This is a genomic window from Mycobacterium sp. NGS48 (assembly GCF_059812585.1).
Window position 1 is genome coordinate 12,984 of record NZ_JCALCY010000009.1, and the last position, 16,349, is coordinate 29,332.

15 protein-coding genes and 2 pseudogenes are annotated in these 16,349 nt (G+C 64.7%); 8 read left to right on the forward strand and 9 right to left on the reverse strand.

Annotated features, from left to right (window positions below; all coding sequences use genetic code 11):
- Positions 1 to 88: 88 nt before the first annotated feature.
- Positions 89 to 871, reverse strand: a complete 783-nt coding sequence (locus AC5Y42_RS16465) for a hypothetical protein (RefSeq protein WP_499899666.1) — start codon at positions 869 to 871, stop codon at positions 89 to 91.
- A 94-nt stretch (positions 872 to 965) separates the two neighbouring features.
- On the opposite strand from AC5Y42_RS16465, the gene AC5Y42_RS16470 reads away from it, so the two are divergent.
- Both AC5Y42_RS16470 and AC5Y42_RS16475 read left to right on the forward strand, forming a co-directional pair.
- Positions 966 to 1,487 (forward strand): hypothetical protein, encoded by a 522-nt coding sequence (locus tag AC5Y42_RS16470; protein WP_499899667.1) that lies wholly within the window; start codon positions 966 to 968, stop codon positions 1,485 to 1,487.
- 44 nt (positions 1,488 to 1,531) lie between these two features.
- Positions 1,532 to 2,197, forward strand: coding sequence for a hypothetical protein (locus tag AC5Y42_RS16475; protein WP_499899668.1), 666 nt, complete (start codon positions 1,532 to 1,534; stop codon positions 2,195 to 2,197).
- Between the two features lie 2 nt (positions 2,198 to 2,199).
- On the opposite strand, the gene AC5Y42_RS16480 is transcribed toward AC5Y42_RS16475, so the two are convergent.
- The gene (locus AC5Y42_RS16480) at positions 2,200 to 3,222 is read right to left on the reverse strand and encodes an NADP-dependent oxidoreductase (protein WP_499899669.1); all 1,023 of its coding nucleotides are present in this window, start codon (positions 3,220 to 3,222) and stop codon (positions 2,200 to 2,202) included.
- Between the two features lie 351 nt (positions 3,223 to 3,573).
- Here AC5Y42_RS16480 and aceA point away from each other — a divergent pair, with 351 nt between their 5' ends.
- Positions 3,574 to 5,874: an isocitrate lyase ICL2 gene (aceA, locus tag AC5Y42_RS16485; RefSeq protein ID WP_499899670.1), complete on the forward strand. Its 2,301-nt coding sequence runs from the start codon at positions 3,574 to 3,576 to the stop codon at positions 5,872 to 5,874.
- 15 nt (positions 5,875 to 5,889) lie between these two features.
- Here the strand turns inward: aceA and AC5Y42_RS16490 are convergent, their stop codons facing one another.
- The 4 genes and pseudogenes from AC5Y42_RS16490 to AC5Y42_RS16505 all read right to left on the reverse strand — a co-directional run bounded on the left by AC5Y42_RS16490 (position 5,890) and on the right by AC5Y42_RS16505 (position 8,933).
- Positions 5,890 to 7,053, reverse strand: coding sequence for an LLM class flavin-dependent oxidoreductase (locus AC5Y42_RS16490; protein WP_499899671.1), 1,164 nt, complete (start codon positions 7,051 to 7,053; stop codon positions 5,890 to 5,892).
- A 98-nt stretch (positions 7,054 to 7,151) separates the two neighbouring features.
- On the reverse strand, positions 7,152 to 7,541 hold the full coding sequence (locus AC5Y42_RS16495) for a hypothetical protein (RefSeq protein WP_499899672.1): 390 nt from the start codon (positions 7,539 to 7,541) through the stop codon (positions 7,152 to 7,154).
- A 213-nt stretch (positions 7,542 to 7,754) separates the two neighbouring features.
- Positions 7,755 to 8,257: pseudogene (locus AC5Y42_RS16500) on the reverse strand (Dps family protein).
- A 22-nt stretch (positions 8,258 to 8,279) separates the two neighbouring features.
- Positions 8,280 to 8,933 (reverse strand): HD domain-containing protein, encoded by a 654-nt coding sequence (locus tag AC5Y42_RS16505; RefSeq protein WP_499899777.1) that lies wholly within the window; start codon positions 8,931 to 8,933, stop codon positions 8,280 to 8,282.
- 128 nt (positions 8,934 to 9,061) lie between these two features.
- Between AC5Y42_RS16505 and AC5Y42_RS16510 the strand changes: the two genes are divergently transcribed.
- Entirely contained in the window at positions 9,062 to 10,009 is a 948-nt protein-coding gene (locus tag AC5Y42_RS16510; protein ID WP_499899778.1) for a GlxA family transcriptional regulator, read from the forward strand.
- A 7-nt stretch (positions 10,010 to 10,016) separates the two neighbouring features.
- On the opposite strand, the gene AC5Y42_RS16515 is transcribed toward AC5Y42_RS16510, so the two are convergent.
- Positions 10,017 to 10,706: an Rv0518 family GDSL lipase gene (locus AC5Y42_RS16515; RefSeq protein WP_499899673.1), complete on the reverse strand. Its 690-nt coding sequence runs from the start codon at positions 10,704 to 10,706 to the stop codon at positions 10,017 to 10,019.
- Between the two features lie 110 nt (positions 10,707 to 10,816).
- Positions 10,817 to 12,070, reverse strand: coding sequence for an acyltransferase family protein (locus tag AC5Y42_RS16520; protein WP_499899779.1), 1,254 nt, complete (start codon positions 12,068 to 12,070; stop codon positions 10,817 to 10,819).
- Between the two features lie 245 nt (positions 12,071 to 12,315).
- On the opposite strand from AC5Y42_RS16520, the gene AC5Y42_RS16525 reads away from it, so the two are divergent.
- From AC5Y42_RS16525 to AC5Y42_RS16535, 3 genes are all read left to right on the forward strand, one after another.
- The gene (locus AC5Y42_RS16525; protein WP_499899780.1) at positions 12,316 to 12,705 is read left to right on the forward strand and encodes a Fur family transcriptional regulator; all 390 of its coding nucleotides are present in this window, start codon (positions 12,316 to 12,318) and stop codon (positions 12,703 to 12,705) included.
- Positions 12,706 to 12,754: 49 nt separating this feature from the next.
- A complete protein-coding gene (katG, locus tag AC5Y42_RS16530) occupies positions 12,755 to 14,995 on the forward strand; it encodes a catalase/peroxidase HPI (RefSeq protein WP_499899674.1) in 2,241 nt (746 codons plus the stop codon).
- Positions 14,996 to 15,094: 99 nt separating this feature from the next.
- On the forward strand, positions 15,095 to 15,514 hold the full coding sequence (locus AC5Y42_RS16535; protein ID WP_499899675.1) for a nitroreductase family deazaflavin-dependent oxidoreductase: 420 nt from the start codon (positions 15,095 to 15,097) through the stop codon (positions 15,512 to 15,514).
- A gap of 10 nt (positions 15,515 to 15,524) precedes the next feature.
- Here the strand turns inward: AC5Y42_RS16535 and AC5Y42_RS16540 are convergent.
- Positions 15,525 to 15,723, reverse strand: a pseudogene (locus AC5Y42_RS16540) (nuclear transport factor 2 family protein); the annotation flags it as partial.
- Between the two features lie 138 nt (positions 15,724 to 15,861).
- On the opposite strand from AC5Y42_RS16540, the gene AC5Y42_RS16545 reads away from it, so the two are divergent.
- Complete coding sequence (locus tag AC5Y42_RS16545) at positions 15,862 to 16,320, forward strand: STAS domain-containing protein (protein ID WP_499899676.1); 459 nt, start codon at positions 15,862 to 15,864, stop codon at positions 16,318 to 16,320.
- Positions 16,321 to 16,349 lie beyond the last annotated feature (29 nt).

The window sequence follows — 16,349 nt, forward strand, 5'->3', positions numbered from 1 at the left end:
GTTGGTCTTCCACGGGCTCGTTCAGGGAGCACAAGTCGGGAAATCTGTCGGGTCGGTCGACTCATCCGCCACTTTGGCGTGCTTCTGTCTAATGCCGCCCCTCGCGAACCTTGTATGTGGCTGGCCACGATTTTCGAGAGTCGTCTCCCACCAGCGGTGTTCCCAGTCCGCCGACTTTGACGTCGTAGGCCTCCTTGCCGGAACCGACTTCGCGGTTGGCGTGCTGTTGAGCCAGGTAGTACAGCTCGTCGATGGTGGCTTCGTCGTAGGCGACGAAGGTGGTTTTACGGGGCGCGTTGTCGACTTGGGTGCTCAGCCGGTCGGTCAAGATTCTCGACGTCAGCGCCGCCAGCGCGAACAGCGTGAATGGGATCACCCAGTAGCAGGTGAACGCTCCAGGCGTCTTCGCGTCGAGAATCGTGGCGTCGCCGTCCACGATCGGCGGGATCAATGACGACACCGTCATGGCGGCGAAAACCGCGATCCAAATCCGCGTCAGCAGCGTTGTGACCCGACCGAACGGTTCGCTTTTGACTGCGTCGGCGGGTTGGTCAATTTCGGCCAACTCGCGGACGAAAGGCTTGCCGACCAGCGCCCCGGCAAGGGCCACCACGAAGATCCCGGCGCTGCTCAGCGGCTGAATCCATCGCTCCAGGAACGGCTGACTGGATGTGAACGTCACAACCGCTAACACCAGAAATATGGCGACAGTGCCGATTTCGAACGTGCGCACCGGCATGCGTCGTCCCCACCCGGCCAGGACAGCGACGAGCGCAATGGCCAGCGCAACCAGTACGGACGTACCGAAAGGGACGTTGCCGACAAGCACCCAATAGACGATCCACGGCGCAAAGCCATACAGAATGCCCACGAGGGGTCAGTGTATGGCCAGGCTTGAGCGCCCTCTTCGGGTGCGCCGGATATGGTTGGTCGGAGACGAACCAACTGTGGGGCGGTGACTGTTTATGCGCTACAACCCTCCGCCGAACTGGCCCAAGCCGCCTGAGGGTTGGGTACCGGCACGTGACTGGTCGCCGGACCCATCCTGGCCGTCTCCCCCGCCCGGTTGGAAACTCTGGGTCGACGACGCCGCCGGCCCGCAGCGAACGATGTCCGCACTGAATCGGATTGAGCGCAGCGGCGACGATGTGGAATATTTCGGCGATGACCGCGCCTGGTCGGAGGCCTCTGAGTCCGAGGCCTCCGAGCAGTCACCGCCGGCCGAGCAACGCAACGTTGAGCCGCCATCGCCGTCGTCGCGTCCTGTCGAGGTCGCGCCAGAGGACTTATCCGCGCATCACCTCGGCTGTCACACCGCGATCAGGTGGGACGATGAGCACAAGTACGACATCGGGACGATAGTGGCCATCTCGGCAACTTCAGAGGCGATCAGCGTCAAACTGGCCGGACTCGACTCGCCGGTTTCGTTCGTACGAGACGCGCAACGTCGTGGCTCTGCCAATCCCCGCCTGTACGTATGGCTTTGAATGTGACCCGGTCCTAGCACGGGCCGTGGTGGCATCATCGCGGTATGGGCTTGCTGTTCCGCCTGGCAGAGCTTCTCATCGTGATATTGCCGCTGGCCGGCGTGGTCATCGCTGCAGTCAAAGCGTTCTCAGCCAACCAGAGGCGCGCCCGAACCGGATCACCCGAAAGCGGCGCCGCCGTCGAGCCTCCGGGTAATAAGGCCGGCAGCCAAGCCGCCCAGTGGACGTCGATCAAACGCGTCGTCGAAGAGCACAGCCGAACCGATGAGCGCTGGCTGGATTACGAACTCAACTTGACCAAGCTGCTGGACTTCCCGCTCATGACCGACATGCGCCATCCACTCACGGCGAGCTTCCACAAAGCCAAGTTGAAAGCGGACTTCCTGCGGCCGCTGAAGGCCGAGGACCTCCTCGAAGACCGAGAAGCTGCAACGCAGTACCTCGCCGCCGTCCAAGAGTACGTAACCGCGTTCGACGTGGCCGAGTCCGAGGCCGTCCGCCGGCGACGCAACGACTTCTCCCAAGCTGCACAGCAGCGGATTACCCGCGCGCAGAGCCTGTTTCGGGTGGCTTCGGACTCTGCCGCCACTGCACAGGAGCGGCAACAAGCCTATGACGTCGCCCGCAAAGAGCTCGACGGCCTGATCGTGTTACCGGCCGCGGCGCAGAAAACGATCGAGCGCAGAATCTCCGGCGAGATCGACGGCTAGGTTTAAGCCCGCTCAGGTTCGCTGATCTTGACCAGCATCTTGCCGATGTTGGCGCCGGTGAACAGCCCGTTGAGCGCGTCGACGCACGACTCGATGCCTTGGCACACTGTCTCGCGGTGCGCGAGTCGGCCCTCCTGCTCCCAGCGGCGAAGGTCAGCGAAGGCGTCGTCGAAGCGGCCCCACATGTCGAGGGCGTTGAACCCTTGCATGCGGGCGGTTTTGGCCAGCAGGTTCACGTAGTTGGCCGGCCCGGGATGCTCGCCCGTCAGGTAGCTGGAGATGACGCCGCACAGCACGACCCGCGCCTTGGGCGCCAGGCGGCCCAGCACTGCGTCGAGGATCCAACCGCCGACGTTGTCGAAGTAGACGTTCACCCCTTGCGGACAGTGCTGTTTGAGAGCGGCCGGTAATTCACCGTCCTTATAGTCGATGCACGCGTCGAACCCGAAATCCTCGACCACCGCACGGCACTTCACCGAACCGCCCGCGATACCCACCACGCGGGCACCGGCGATTTTGGCAATCTGACCGGCCACCGAGCCGGTGGCACCTGCCGCCGCCGAGACCACCACCGTCTCACCCGGCTGGGGCTGGCCGATGTCGGTCATCCCGAAGTAAGCGGTGGCGCCTGTCGGGCCGTAGACCGACATCACCGCCAACTGGTCGACCGTCGGCCCGGGAACCGGTGTGGTGAACACATCGTCTCGGACGATGACATATTCCTGGAAGCCCGACAGCGTCGTGACCACATCGCCGACCGCGTAAGCGTCGCAGCGGGTTGCCACCACCTCGCCGATCCCGGCTGCCCGGATGACCTCGCCCAACTGCACCGGCGGCAGGTAGCCCGGCTGGTCGTTCAGCCAGGTCCGTACGGCCGCATCGATTCCAACGTAGGTATTGCGGACCAACGCCTCACCCTCTGCGGGCTCGGGCGCCGGCGTGGTGACCAATTCTGTGTCACCGGGCTGCACCAGCCCGCTCGGGCGGCGACGCAGCAGGATCTGGCGGTTGGCGAGGTCGGGCACGGTGTGAACCTACCGAAGGCGGCGGCCGCCTCGGCACCCGAACCGCGATCAACAAGCCAGAATTTCGTTGTTTTGCTGCAGTGTCAGCGGGGTATTGCGAGCAGGAATGAGCGACATGGACCGACTCCCGCGAATCGGCGGGCCGCAGCGCACGCCAGAACCGCGGCGCCCTGCGTTCACCGAGGGGCCTTAAGGGGTGTATCCGGTTGTCTGCCAAGGATTTTGCGCACCAGGGTCGAGTGTGGTCGATCCCGCAGCTTCCGCGTCTATCACCGAAACAATCGCGCCACAATCCACCCGGGATAGACTTCAATCGTCGGGGGGAATCGCGCTGGACAGGAGCGTAAAACCATGGCTACCACAATCGAGCCGGACACCGAGACCCGCACGCCGTTCGAGCAGGATATCGCTGCTACGCAGCGATACTTCGACAGTCCGCGCTTCGAGGGGATCATTCGGCTCTACACGGCCCGCCAGATCGTAGAGCAGCGCGGCACGATCCCCGCCGACTACATCGTGGCACGAGAGGCGGCGACGGCGTTTTACCAGCGTCTGCGCGAGCTGTTCGCCGAGCGTAAGAGCATCACCACCTTCGGCCCCTACTCGCCGGGGCAAGCGGTGACGATGAAGCGGATGGGCATCGAAGGGATCTACCTCGGCGGGTGGGCGACCTCGGCGAAGGGCTCCACGACGGAGGATCCGGGGCCCGATCTGGCCAGTTACCCACTGAGCCAGGTGCCGGAGGAGGCCGCCGGGCTGGTGCGTGCCCTGCTCACCGCCGACCGCAATCAGGAGTACCTGCGGCAACGCATGAGCGAAGCGGAACGCGCGTCCACCCCGGCTGTCGACTTCCGGCCGTTCATCATCGCCGATGCCGATACCGGCCATGGCGGTGATCCGCACGTGCGCAATCTGATTCGTCGCTTCGTCGAGGCCGGCGTGCCCGGATACCACATCGAGGACCAGCGACCCGGCACCAAGAAGTGCGGCCATCAGGGCGGTAAGGTTTTGGTTCCTTCGGATGAACAAATCAAGCGCCTGAACGGCGCCCGGTTCCAGCTGGACGTGATGGGTGTGCCCGGGATCATCGTCGCGCGCACGGATGCCGAAGCCGGCAACCTGATCGACAGCCGCGCCGACGAGCGCGACCAGCCGTTCCTTCTCGGCGCCACCAACTTGAAGATTCCCTCGTATAAATCCTGCTTCCTGGCGATGATGCGGCGCTTCTACGAGTTGGGTGTCACGGCGATCAACGGTCACCTGCTCTACTCGCTGCCCGACGGCGAGTACGCCGCCGCGGACACCTGGCTGGAGCGCTACGGCATCTTCGACCTGATCGGCGAGGCGGCCGCATCCTGGCGGGACGACGGGGACCAATCGATCGACGCGCTCTACGACAAAGTCGAGGCGCGGTTCGTCGATGCCTGGGAAGACGCCGCCGGGCTGATGACCTACGGCGAGGCGGTGGCGGAGGTGCTCGAATTCGCCGAGAGCGAGGACGAAGCGCGCGACATGAGCGCCGCGGAGTGGCGCCAGTTCGCCGAGCGTGCGTCGCTGTATACCGCCCGCGCCAAGGCCAAGGAGTTGGGCGCCGACGCCAAATGGGACTGCGAGCTGGCGAAGACGCCCGAAGGCTACTACCAGGTGCGCGGCGGCATCCCGTACGCGATCGGCAAATCGCTGGCGGCGGCGCCTTTCGCCGATCTGCTCTGGATGGAGACCAAGACGGCCGATCTCGCCGACGCGCGCCAGTTCGCCGAGGCGATCCATGCCGAGTTCCCCGACCAGATGTTGGCCTACAACCTCTCCCCCTCGTTCAACTGGGACACCACCGGCATGACCGACGAGGAGATGCAGGCCTTTCCCAAGGAACTCGGCAAGATGGGCTTTGTCTTCAACTTCATTACCTACGGCGGCCACCAGATCGACGGCCTGGCCGCCGAAGAGTTCGCCACCGCGCTGCAACAGGACGGCATGTTGGCGCTGGCCCGCCTGCAGCGGCAGCTGCGGCTGGTCGAGTCGCCCTACCGCACGCCGCAAACCCTGGTCGGCGGGCCGCGCAGCGACGCCGCGCTGCTGGCGTCCTCCGGGCGCACGGCCACCACCAAGGCGATGGGCAAGGGCTCCACTCAGCACCAGCACCTCGTGCAGACCGAAGTGCCGCGCAAGCTGCTCGAGGAGTGGCTGACGATGTGGAGCGAGTATTATCAACTCGACGAGAAGCTGCGGGTGCAGCTACGTCCGCAACGCGCCGGCTCGGAATTGCTCGAGCTCATCATCTACCGCGATGGCGGCGACGCCGAGGACAAGCTCGCCAACGTCATCTTCGGCCAGTTCCAAGACCGGCACGAAACCACCATCCTCACGGTCCGCGACCAGAACACCTTCGAAGAGAAGTTGCGGCAGAAGCGTCTGATGACGCTGATCCATCTCTGGTTGGTGCACCGCTTCAAGGCCGACTGGGTGCACTACGTCAGCCCCACTGAGGACAACCTGTATCAGACCGAGAAGATGAAGTCGCACGGCATCTTCAGCGACGTCCATCAAGAAGTCGGTGAGATCATTGTCGCCGAGGTGAACCGTCCGCGCATCGAGGAGCTCCTTGCGTCCGATCACGAGGCGCTGCGCCGGCTCATCGCCAAAGAAGACTAGCGAGGTCAAAGTCGGTTAGCCGGAACCGATTTCGCCCTGATATTTCTTGGTCATGTGGTCGATGGCCTGAAGTTGGGTCTGCGCGAGGTCATCTCGTACTTCGGTGGCCCGCGCAGCGGCATCGAGTGTTGGTTGCGCCTGGCCTTGGAAGTGGGGTATCACCTCGGCGGCGAACAGTTCGGCCGACCGCTTGGTCGCCGCCGGGTTCGCCCACTCGTGGCCCATCTGCAGCATGCAGCCGAAGCCGCCGGACTGATCCCACAGCCGCTGGACCTGCGCGCGCGCCCGCTCGGGCGTGCCGATCACGCCGGCTCCGTTGTCGTTGATCATGTCGATCATCTCGTCGAGCCGATCCCCCGGCATGGTCATCTGCGGGAAGGCCGCCACCTTCTGGAAATAGTGGAACCACGGCTCGATACCGAATTTCACGTCGGCGCGCGCCTGCTCATCGGTCTCGGCGATATGCATCGGCCCAACGAGACTCCAGTTAGTGCGGTCAACGCGGGTGCCGAAGGCCGCAGCACGCTCTTCGACGATGCCCCAGTGATAGGCGAGCGCGTCGAAGCCTTCAATCGTCAGCGTCGCACCGATCGACAGCAGCCCGATGCCGTGCTTGCCGGCCAGCCGCGCGCCGGTCGGTGAGGCGACCGCAGCGACGGCCAGTGGGATCCCGCCATCGGAGTACGGCGCCAGTTGCAACCGGGCGTCGAACAGCTCGTGGGTCGCGGTTTTTGCCGTCACTGTCTCCCCCGCCAGCAGGCGTACGACGATGTCGAGGTTGGTTTCCAGCAGCTCGCGGGTGTCGGTCGGGCTGAGTCCGATCATCGCTGAATCGGTGGGCAGCGAGCCCGGCCCCATCCCCCCGATCACCCGGCCGTGCGTGAGGTGATCGAGCAGCATCAGCCGGTCGGCGACCCACAGCGGATTGTGATACGCCAGCGAGATGACGCCGGTGCCGAACCGGATCCGTTTCGCCCGTTGCGCGGCGGCGGCGATGAAGATTTCCGGCGAGCTGATGATCTCGCTGCCCGCCGAGTGGTGCTCGCCGAGCCATACTTCGTCAAAGCCAAGCGCGTCGAGATGTTCGACGAACTCCAAGTCGCGCTGCAATGCCAGGGTCGGGTTGGTGCCGGCGCGGTGAAACGGTGCGATGAAATATCCGAATCTCAGCTTGGCCATGACGGGTCCCCTTGCAGTGGATTTGCCCGGAACCTTAGACCGAGCGCCCTATGCAAGGGGACGTTTCGCCGGTAGCTCAATTCACTTGCGGCGCGCGATCACGGCCATCCGCCGCAAACGTTGCCGACGCAGCCACCGCCGCCGCCCGGTCCCCCACCGCCGCCGCCGACGCCAGGAATCTGGCCGCCGCCGCCACCGGGGCCGCCGCCGCCGCTTGGTCCGCCGGGAATTTGGCCGCCGCCGCCACCGGGGCCGCCGCCGCCGCTTGGTCCGCCGGGGACACCGCCACCGCCACCGCCGGGGCCGCCACCGCCGCCCGGTTCGCCGGGAGCCGGCGCCGGAGCCGGGGCCACGCTGGTTGTAGTCGTCGTGGTGGTCGTGGTGGTCGTCGTCGGCCCGCCTTTTTCGCCCCCGCCACATCCGACCGCGAACGAAAGCATGGCCGCACCGCCGACGAGTGCGATCGCGATTCTAGGTTGGGATTTCATCAGACCCTCACTTTCGTATCAGCTGCGCACTGTCACTTCAAAAGCTCGCGTGTTTGTACCCAGGATGCATTGTCGCAAAACCTGGGTGGCTTGACCAGATATCGCAGCATGTCCGGCCTTGGGTCAGCAACGGCTGCCGAACGCCTCCGGGCACTCTGATACGTATGTGGCACAAAAGGATCCGCAGACCACTCACTGCTACCTTCTCTTAGCTCAGGGGGTGTTGATTTCCGACTTCAGCATCCAAGCTTGCTTTTCCAGCGCATCGATGACCGCGTGCAGCAAGTCGGCGGTCGAGGGATCCGCGGCGTCCACGCCGTCATGCACGCTGCGCAGGGTGTCGACGACGGCGTAGATCCGACCGGTGATCATCTCGACCGCTTCCGCGCTGCCGAGTAGGCCGGGTGCCGCGGAGGGAACGGTCGTTGTCGTCACGACCGTGTCGGAGCGGCCGTCGGGGACGGCGTCGAGGGCGCGCGCATGCGCTCGGCAATCGTGTCGCTGGCCTCACGGGCGGTCTCGACGATGGTGTCAAGGTGCAGATGCAGGTCTCGGAAGTTCGTCCCGACGAGGTTCCAGTGCGCTTGCTTCCCTTGCAGGTGCAACTCGATCAAGTCGACGAGTACCTTCTGCAGATCTTCCAGCAAGCTGGCCGGAGCTTGGAATGCCCGCACCTCGTGGACATTTCGACGGTTGACCGACAGCGAAGTTGTCATCGCGGATTTCCCTTTCGTTGAGTTATTCGGGCCAGGTGTTGTTGAGGATCATCTCGACCAGATCGTCGCGGACGAACGACTCGTCGTAGTGTGCGAGGACGTCGGCGTTCATGGTGCCGAAGGTAGTGCGAGGGCGGCCCTTCATGCCGTCGGTAAAGGCGGCCAGGATGCGGCGTTTGAAATCGGGCCGCGGGTGTGCGGCGGTAACGGCCGCCAGCGCTTCGGGCGAGAGATCATCCCGACCGATGCCGACCACGTCGGTCTCGACGCCGGCTGTGACCAACGCGATTTCGGGTTCCAGGAATTCGGTCACACCGGGCGTGGTGTGTAAAGCGATACCCAGCCACACGGTGCGAGCGTCGGCTTCGTCGACGCCTCGCTGCAGTAAAAAGTCGCGTGCCGCATTCGCGCCGTCTACCTCGAAACGCAGAGTGGATGAACGGTAGCGCTCGGTGAGGCCGAGGTCGTGAAACATCGCGGCGACATACAGCAATTCCAGATCGGGCTGTATCCCCCGGCGGCGGCCTTGTAGCGCGCCGAAGAGGAAGACCCGCCGGGAATGGTCGAACAGCAAGTCGTCTTCGGCATCGCGAATGAAGTCTGTGGCGTCGCGTACCAGCGCGGTATCGGGGATCGCGATGCCGGCAATTTTTTCAATCGACTGGGTGTCCACGATGAGCCTCCTTGGTTGGAATGCAGCCAGCTTGCCTGCGTGCAGGCTTTTCCGACCGTGGCCATCGAGCCGCGCTTCCCACAAAAAGCGACACAATGGTGCCTGTGACGGAAGGCGGTGCGGGTTCACGGGTGGTGGCGATCGTCGTCTTCGACGAGGTGACGCTGTTGGATGTCGCGGGCGCGGCGGAGGTCTTTGCCGAAGCCAACCGGTTCGGCGGCAACTACCGGCTCAAGATCGCATCGGTGGATGGGCGCGACGTGACGACCTCAATCGGGACCCGGTTGGGCGTCACAGACAGCGTTTCGTCCATCGATTCGGCCGACACCGTGATGGTCGCCGGCAGTGACAACCTGGCCAGGCGGGCCGTCGATCCGGCGCTCGTCGACGCCGTCAGAGCAATGTCGAGCCGAACGCGGCGGCTGGCGTCCATTTGCACCGGGTCTTTCATCTTGGCCCAGGCCGGTCTGCTCAGCGGCCGGCGCGCCACCACGCACTGGCGCGACACCCGGCTGCTCGCCCGGGCCTTTCCTGATGTCACCGTTGAGCCAGACGCGATTTTCGTCCGCGACGGTGACGTCTTCACGTCGGCCGGGATCTCCTCGGGCATCGACCTTGCGCTGGCGCTGGTCGAATTGGATTACGGCACCGAGCTGGTCCGCGACGTGGCTCGGTGGTTGGTCGTCTACCTCAAACGGGCGGGCGGCCAATCACAATTCTCGGTGCTGGTCGAAGCGGACCCACCGCCGCAGTCGGCGCTGCGCCCGGTCACCGATGCGATCGCAGCCGATCCGGCCGCCGACCACAGCATGAAAGTCCTTGCGGCACGGGCATCCTTGAGCACCCGGCAGCTGACCAGACTGTTTCAGTCCGAACTCGGCACGACGCCGGCCCGCTACGTCGAAATGGTTCGAATCGACGCCGCCCGCGGCGCACTCGATGCGGGCCGCAGTATCACCGACGCCGCGCACGTGGCGGGCTTTGGCAGCACCGAAACGCTCAGGCGAGCATTCGTCACCCGCCTGGGTGTGTCACCGAAGGCTTACCGGGACAGATTTCGCACCGCATCCCGCGGTTGATCGCAGGTCAATTCCGCTTGGGCAACTGGGCGCGGATCAACGGTGCAATCTTGTCCGCCATGTAGGCGTGCCCGCCGTCGGTGGGATGTACACCGTCGGCGCCGATCAGATCGGGTCTGTCAACGAACCAGCGGTCGTTGATCGGGTCCACGAATGTCGCCCCGACGGCTCGCGCCTGGCCGGCGACCACGTCACGCACTTCCAGTACCCCGTCGGGCGGGTCGGTCGTCGGCCACGGCGGCCCGATCACCAAAAGTTTTGCGGACGGTGCGATATGGCGGGCCATATCGAAAGCGTCACGGGTCAATTGGGCCAACAACTCAGGGTTGACACCCTGGTCATTGCGGGACCCGAAGAACACCACCAGCACATCGTTGGGGTGGACGGCCCGGGCAGTGAGATCCCGAAAAAGGCTGCCATGGTCGCCGGGCACGCCATATCCCGCTCGGCCTTCGGATGCCACGTCGGGAGCGACCTGCATACCCTGGCGACCAAGTGTCAGCCAGGTGCGAGCGGTCCATGCCTTGGAGCCAAGGCCGCCCTCGTCGGTTCCGTTGGTGTAGGAATCGCCGATCACCGCGACGTGGTTCACCGGCGAACCGATACTGCGTGTCTGGTAGCGCGGCGGCGCGCCCTGTGCACTGAGAATGCCGAACGCGAATGCGAGTGCGACGACCAACGAGGTCAGACGACCCACTGCTACCTCCACTGTTCACAAACGCCGTGTTAGCGGCATCGTACGAGCAAACGCAAAGATTTGCGGTCCGAGTGGCCGCGAATCCGTTCGGCATCCAGCAGCAATGACTCCTAGCCCGCGCGTACCGAAAGCGGAGCGCTGTGCTCTTCGAGGTGCTCGTGCAGCGGGCCGCCGACTGGTTGAAGCCGCACCTTCGCCGGGTCGGCCCGTAGGTCGACTCGCGTTCCGGCGCTCGGCTCGCCCACGTCGATCATCCTGCGCATCCACCGCCGAGCCGGCTCCTCCACGACGTGGAACAGCACCGCGGCGATACCCGTGGCCAGCGTGAGCAGGCCGAGGACGGTCAGTTTTCCTGCATAGCCGTGCAAGGTGAGCTCAAACTGCTGAGTGGCCCATATCCAGGCGGTGTGCACCAGTTCGTGCACCATGTACAGGCAGAACGAGATCTGGCCGCCATAAACCATCGCCCGGATCGACAGCAGCTTCGGCAGACTGCCGGCGCCCATCGCCAGTGTCATCACCAGCGGCACGAACAAAATGTCGACCAACCCGCCGCTGTCGATGACCCCGGGCACCGGGTAGGTGTCGAGCAGGTACAACAGCCCGACGACGGCCGCGATCAGCAAGCCGGAAAGGTAGCCGGCGCCGCGGCGCGCACGATCGCTCGGGCGCAACCTGATCACAGCGGCGGCAACCAGTGCGCCCGCCGTGAATTGCATGACAATGCGGGGCAGCCAGCTCCACGGCGTATAGAACTGGCCGCTGGCCAACAACAGCAGCACCGGCGGCAGCGATGCGCCGAACGCCAGCCAGATCAGGTTCCGTGCTCTCGTCGCATGCGCCATCCGGAAGATCACCAGTATCAGCGCACCGAACATCAGGTACGCCAGCCACTCAGCGCTGATCGACCACGCCGGGCCATCCCAGCTCGATCCGTCGAAATATGGCTGAAACCACAGCTGCACCAGCAGGACTTGGCGCACATAGCTGACCGCGGTGAGCTGATTCACCGCCTCCGACGGCACATGGCCGACGTGCAGCGTGAAGATCAGCCACGCTGCGGCCAGATGCAAGGTGACCAGGTAGACCGGCCACACCCGGGCCAGTCGCAGCCAGAGGAAATTGAGGGTGGCGCGGGTGGACCATGACCAGCCCATCCGATCGAGGTAGTTCCAGGTCAGCACGAAGCCGCTGAGGATGAAGAACAGGTCGACGCCCTGGGCGCCGCAGTTGAGGACCGGAGCCATTGCGTCGCTGAAGCCCGGCGCCGCATCTCGCAACAGGGGCCGGAAATGGAACAGCACTACCCAAACGGCGGCGACGATGCGAAGACCGGTGAGGGCCTTGATGTCTCCGCTGCGCACAACACTCTTTCCGGGAAGCCACTGCTGTTTCGGTCGCGCCACTGCGTCGATTGGCCGTGCGGGCCGCCTCCACGCGGCAGCGTTCGGAGGGTACCAGTGCAAGCCCCCCAAAGGCCTGTCGGCAAGGCGGTGTGGCTGCGGAAAACTACCGCGCGACACGGCCAACCAAACTATTGACTCATTCCAGAAAAAGGGGTCATAGTGCTTGCGTGTCCTCGACGGCAGAGTTCGCGGAGCAACTTCGGATGGCCGATCTACGCGTGACACGTCCTCGCGTCGCGGTATTGGAGGCGGTGCACGCCCACCCGCACGCCGACACCGACACGATTTTCTCGGCCGTGCGGTCCGGCCTGCCCACCGTGTCCCGGCAAGCCGTGTACGACGTTTTGCACGCGCTGACCGCCGTCGGTCTGGTGCGGCGCATTCAGCCGTCCGGCTTCGTCGCCCGCTACGAGTCTCGGGTCGCTGACAACCACCATCACGTGGTCTGCCGATCGTGTGGGGCCATCGCGGACGTCGACTGCGCGGTCGGTGAGGCGCCCTGTCTCACGCCATCTGACGACAGTGGCTTCACCCTCGACGAAGCCGAGGTCATCTATTGGGGGCAATGCCCCGACTGCTCGACTGCAGATTGAAGGATCACAGCCGTGATCGCAGCCCGATTCACTACCTGGAAGGAATATTGTGTCATCCGATACATCTCAAAGCCGCCCGCCGCACGCCGACACCAAGACGGCTAGCGCCAGCGAGAGCGAAAACCCGGCAATTCCGTCGCCGAAACCAAAGACGCATGCTCCTCTCACCAACCGGGATTGGTGGCCAGACCAGGTCGACGTCTCGAGGCTGCATCCGCACTCGGCCCAGGCCAACCCGCTCGGCGAGGACTTCGACTACGCCGCGGAATTCGCCAAGCTCGACGTCGACGCGCTCAAGGCCGACATGATCTCGATGATGACCACGTCGCAGGACTGGTGGCCGGCCGACTACGGCCACTACGGCGGCCTGTTCATCCGGATGAGCTGGCATTCCGCGGGCACCTACCGCACACACGACGGCCGCGGCGGCGGCGGCCAGGGTATGCAACGCTTCGCCCCGCTCAACAGCTGGCCCGACAACGCGAGCCTGGACAAGGCCCGCCGGCTGCTCTGGCCGATCAAGAAGAAGTACGGCAACAAGATCTCCTGGGCGGACCTGATCGTCTTGGCCGGCAACGTGGCCATGGAGTCGATGGGGTTCAAGACCTTCGGCTTCGGCTTCGGTCGCGAAGATGTCTGGGAGCCCGAGGAGATCCTCTGGGGTGAAGAGGACGAATGGTTGGGCACCGACAAGCGCTACTCCGGTAAGCGTGACCTCGCGCAGCCCTACGGCGCGACGACCATGGGCCTGATCTACGTCAACCCAGAAGGCCCCGAGGGCAAGCCCGATCCGATCGCCGCGGCGATCGACATCCGCGAGACGTTCGGCAGGATGGCGATGAACGACGAGGAAACGGCCGCCCTCATCGTCGGCGGCCACACCTTCGGCAAGACCCACGGCGCCGGCGACGCCGACCTGGTCGGTCCCGAACCGGAGGGCGCCCCGCTCGAACAGCAGGGGCTGGGCTGGAAGAGCTCTTATGCCAGCGGTACCGGCAAGGACGCCATCACCAGCGGCCTGGAGGTCGTCTGGACGCCAACCCCGACCAAGTGGGACAACAGCTACCTGGAGACCCTGTACGGCTACGAATGGGAGCTGACCAAGAGCCCCGCCGGAGCCTGGCAGTTCACCGCCAAGGACGGCGCCGGCGCGGGCACGATTCCCGATCCGTTCGGCGGTAAGGGTCGCGCCCCGACGATGCTGGTCACGGACCTCTCGATGCGGGAGTCGCCGATCTACGCCGACATCACCCGGCGCTGGCTCGACCACCCCGAGGAGCTGGCTGACGCCTTCGCGAAGGCGTGGTACAAGCTGCTGCACCGCGACATGGGACCGATCAGCCGCTACCTGGGTCCGTGGGTCGGCGAGCCGCAACTGTGGCAGGACCCGGTTCCGGCCGTGGACCACAAGCTGGTCGACGACAAGGACGTCGCGACGTTGAAGAAAAAGGTGCTCGATTCCGGCCTATCGGTTCCGCAGCTGGTCAAGACGGCCTGGTCAGCGGCGAGTAGTTTCCGCAGAACCGACAAGCGAGGTGGCGCTAACGGAGCACGGCTGCGCCTGGAACCGCAGAAGAACTGGGAGGTCAACGAGCCCGCGGAGTTGGGAAAGGTGCTGCCGGTTCTCGAGCAGATCCAGCAGGACTTCAACGGCTCGGCGTCCGGTGGCAAGAAGATCTCGCTTGCTGACCTGATCGTGCTGGCGGGTTCTGCGGCGGTGGAGAAGGCGTCCAAGGACGCCAGCTATGAGATCTCGGTGCATTTCGCGCCGGGGCGGACGGACGCGTCGCAGGAGAGCACCGACGTGGAGTCCTTCGCGGTGCTCGAGCCGCGCGCCGACGGGTTCCGCAACTACGTTCGTCCCGGCGAGAAGGCACCGTTGGAGCAGCTGCTGGTCGAGCGGGCCTACCTGCTGGGTGTGACGGCTCCGGAGATGGCGGTGCTCGTCGGTGGCCTGCGTGCGCTCAGCGCCAACCATGGCGGTAGCAAGCACGGGGTGTTCACCGACAGGCCCGGCACGTTGACCAACGACTTCTTCGTCAACTTGGTGGACATGGGTAATGAGTGGAAGGCGTCGGAGTCGGCGGAGAACGTGTACGAGGTCGTCGACCGCTCGACGGGGCAGCTCAAGTGGACGGCCACCGCCAACGATCTGGTGTTCGGCTCCAATTCGACGCTGCGCGGGCTGGCCGAGTTCTACGCCCAGGACGACACCCAAGGGAAGTTTGTGGAGGACTTCGTCGCGGCGTGGGTCAAGGTGATGAACCAGGATCGGTTCGACCTCGTTTGATCAACATTCACAACGGCGCATCGGCACCCCGCAGCCCAACACGACTGCGGGGTGCCGTGCGTTGCATTACCCGAAAGCGACTGGAGGAGTGCGGTATTCATGGCTGACCGTCCCGATGTTTCGATGAACCCTGCGATCATCGACGAGTTTCGCGCCAACGGCGGCAAGGTCGGTGGACCGTTCGAGGCCGCGACGTTGCTCCTGCTGCACACGACGGGCGCAAAGTCGGGCAAGACCCGGATCAATCCGGTGATGTACTTCCGCATCGACGGCACGCTGAGCGTTGTCGGTTCCTACGCCGGAGCCGACGTCGACCCCGCGTGGGTGCACAACTTGCGCGCCCATCCGCGGGCGCACGTCGAGATCGGCACCGAGTCCTACGACGTCGAGGCCCGCGAGATGGCGCGCGACGAACGCGAAGCAGCATTTCGGCACGTGGTGACGGCGGCACCGGGCTTCGGCGACTACCAATCCAAGACCGAGCGCGTCATCCCCATTTTCGAGTTGCGGAAGGTATGACGCTCAGCACCAGCTCGTGGTAGTAGTAGCCGCCGCAGTAGCTCAACTCGGCCATTCCCGGGAGCTGCATCAGTGCATGCTCATCGGGATCGCGCGTCGTCGGTGAATACCGATCGGTACAAGTCCCAGTCCCTGGTGTCGACCGCGCGTGCGTATCGGCTGAGCAGTGCGGCGATCTCGAGTTCATCGCTGATCCGCTGGATATCCATGCACGCTCCAAAGTTGTTTCTTAGCAAAGTATTAAACGCTGCTCCCGGTGACCTTAGAGTAGCCAATTACCGTCGTGAGCAGGTTGAGGTAAATCCTGATCCGCAATGTCAGCAACGTGATCGAGAAATGAGGCCGATGTGACCGAGTCGATCGACACCGCAGCTTCGTTCGCCAGTCCGCGCTGCGCGACTGCCACCTTCGACTGCGTCGGTGCCCATGTCCGGGCCCAGTGGCGCCACCTGGCGACCGTGGTCACGATCAGTGGGGCAATCGATGCGCTGAACATCGACCGGGTCAGCGAGTACAGCAGGCATTTCGTGCTGCCGGACCAGCCCATCGTCCTGGACATGAGCGGCGTCGATTGCCTGGCTGCTCAGGGTATCCGCGTCCTGTACCGCATCGACGAAGACTGCCGCGCCGCGGGAGTGGAGTGGGTGCTGGTCGCCAGCCCCGCAGTCAGCCGTCTGCTGGCTGTCACGGGTGACGAGGACGAGTTTCCCGTCGTCGGTTCCCTGCCTGAGGCGCTGCACTACTTCGCCGACGCGATCTCGGCACGCCGCCGGATGCTGATGCCGCTACTGACTAAGACGGCCTAACTACCCGGCACGCCAGTTACCCGTATGCT

Bases quoted from the DNA above. Each gene is read 5' to 3' on its own strand.
- AC5Y42_RS16475 (WP_499899668.1), top strand. From the start codon at position 1,532: ATGGGCTTGCTGTTCCGCCTGGCAGAGCTTCTCATCGTGATATTGCCG.
- AC5Y42_RS16535 (WP_499899675.1), top strand. From the start codon at position 15,095: ATGGCTGACCGTCCCGATGTTTCGATGAACCCTGCGATCATCGACGAG.
- AC5Y42_RS16495 (WP_499899672.1), bottom strand. From the start codon at position 7,541: ATGAAATCCCAACCTAGAATCGCGATCGCACTCGTCGGCGGTGCGGCC.
- aceA (WP_499899670.1), top strand. From the start codon at position 3,574: ATGGCTACCACAATCGAGCCGGACACCGAGACCCGCACGCCGTTCGAG.
- AC5Y42_RS16490 (WP_499899671.1), bottom strand. From the start codon at position 7,053: ATGGCCAAGCTGAGATTCGGATATTTCATCGCACCGTTTCACCGCGCC.
- AC5Y42_RS16525 (WP_499899780.1), top strand. From the start codon at position 12,316: ATGGCCGATCTACGCGTGACACGTCCTCGCGTCGCGGTATTGGAGGCG.
- AC5Y42_RS16470 (WP_499899667.1), top strand. From the start codon at position 966: ATGCGCTACAACCCTCCGCCGAACTGGCCCAAGCCGCCTGAGGGTTGG.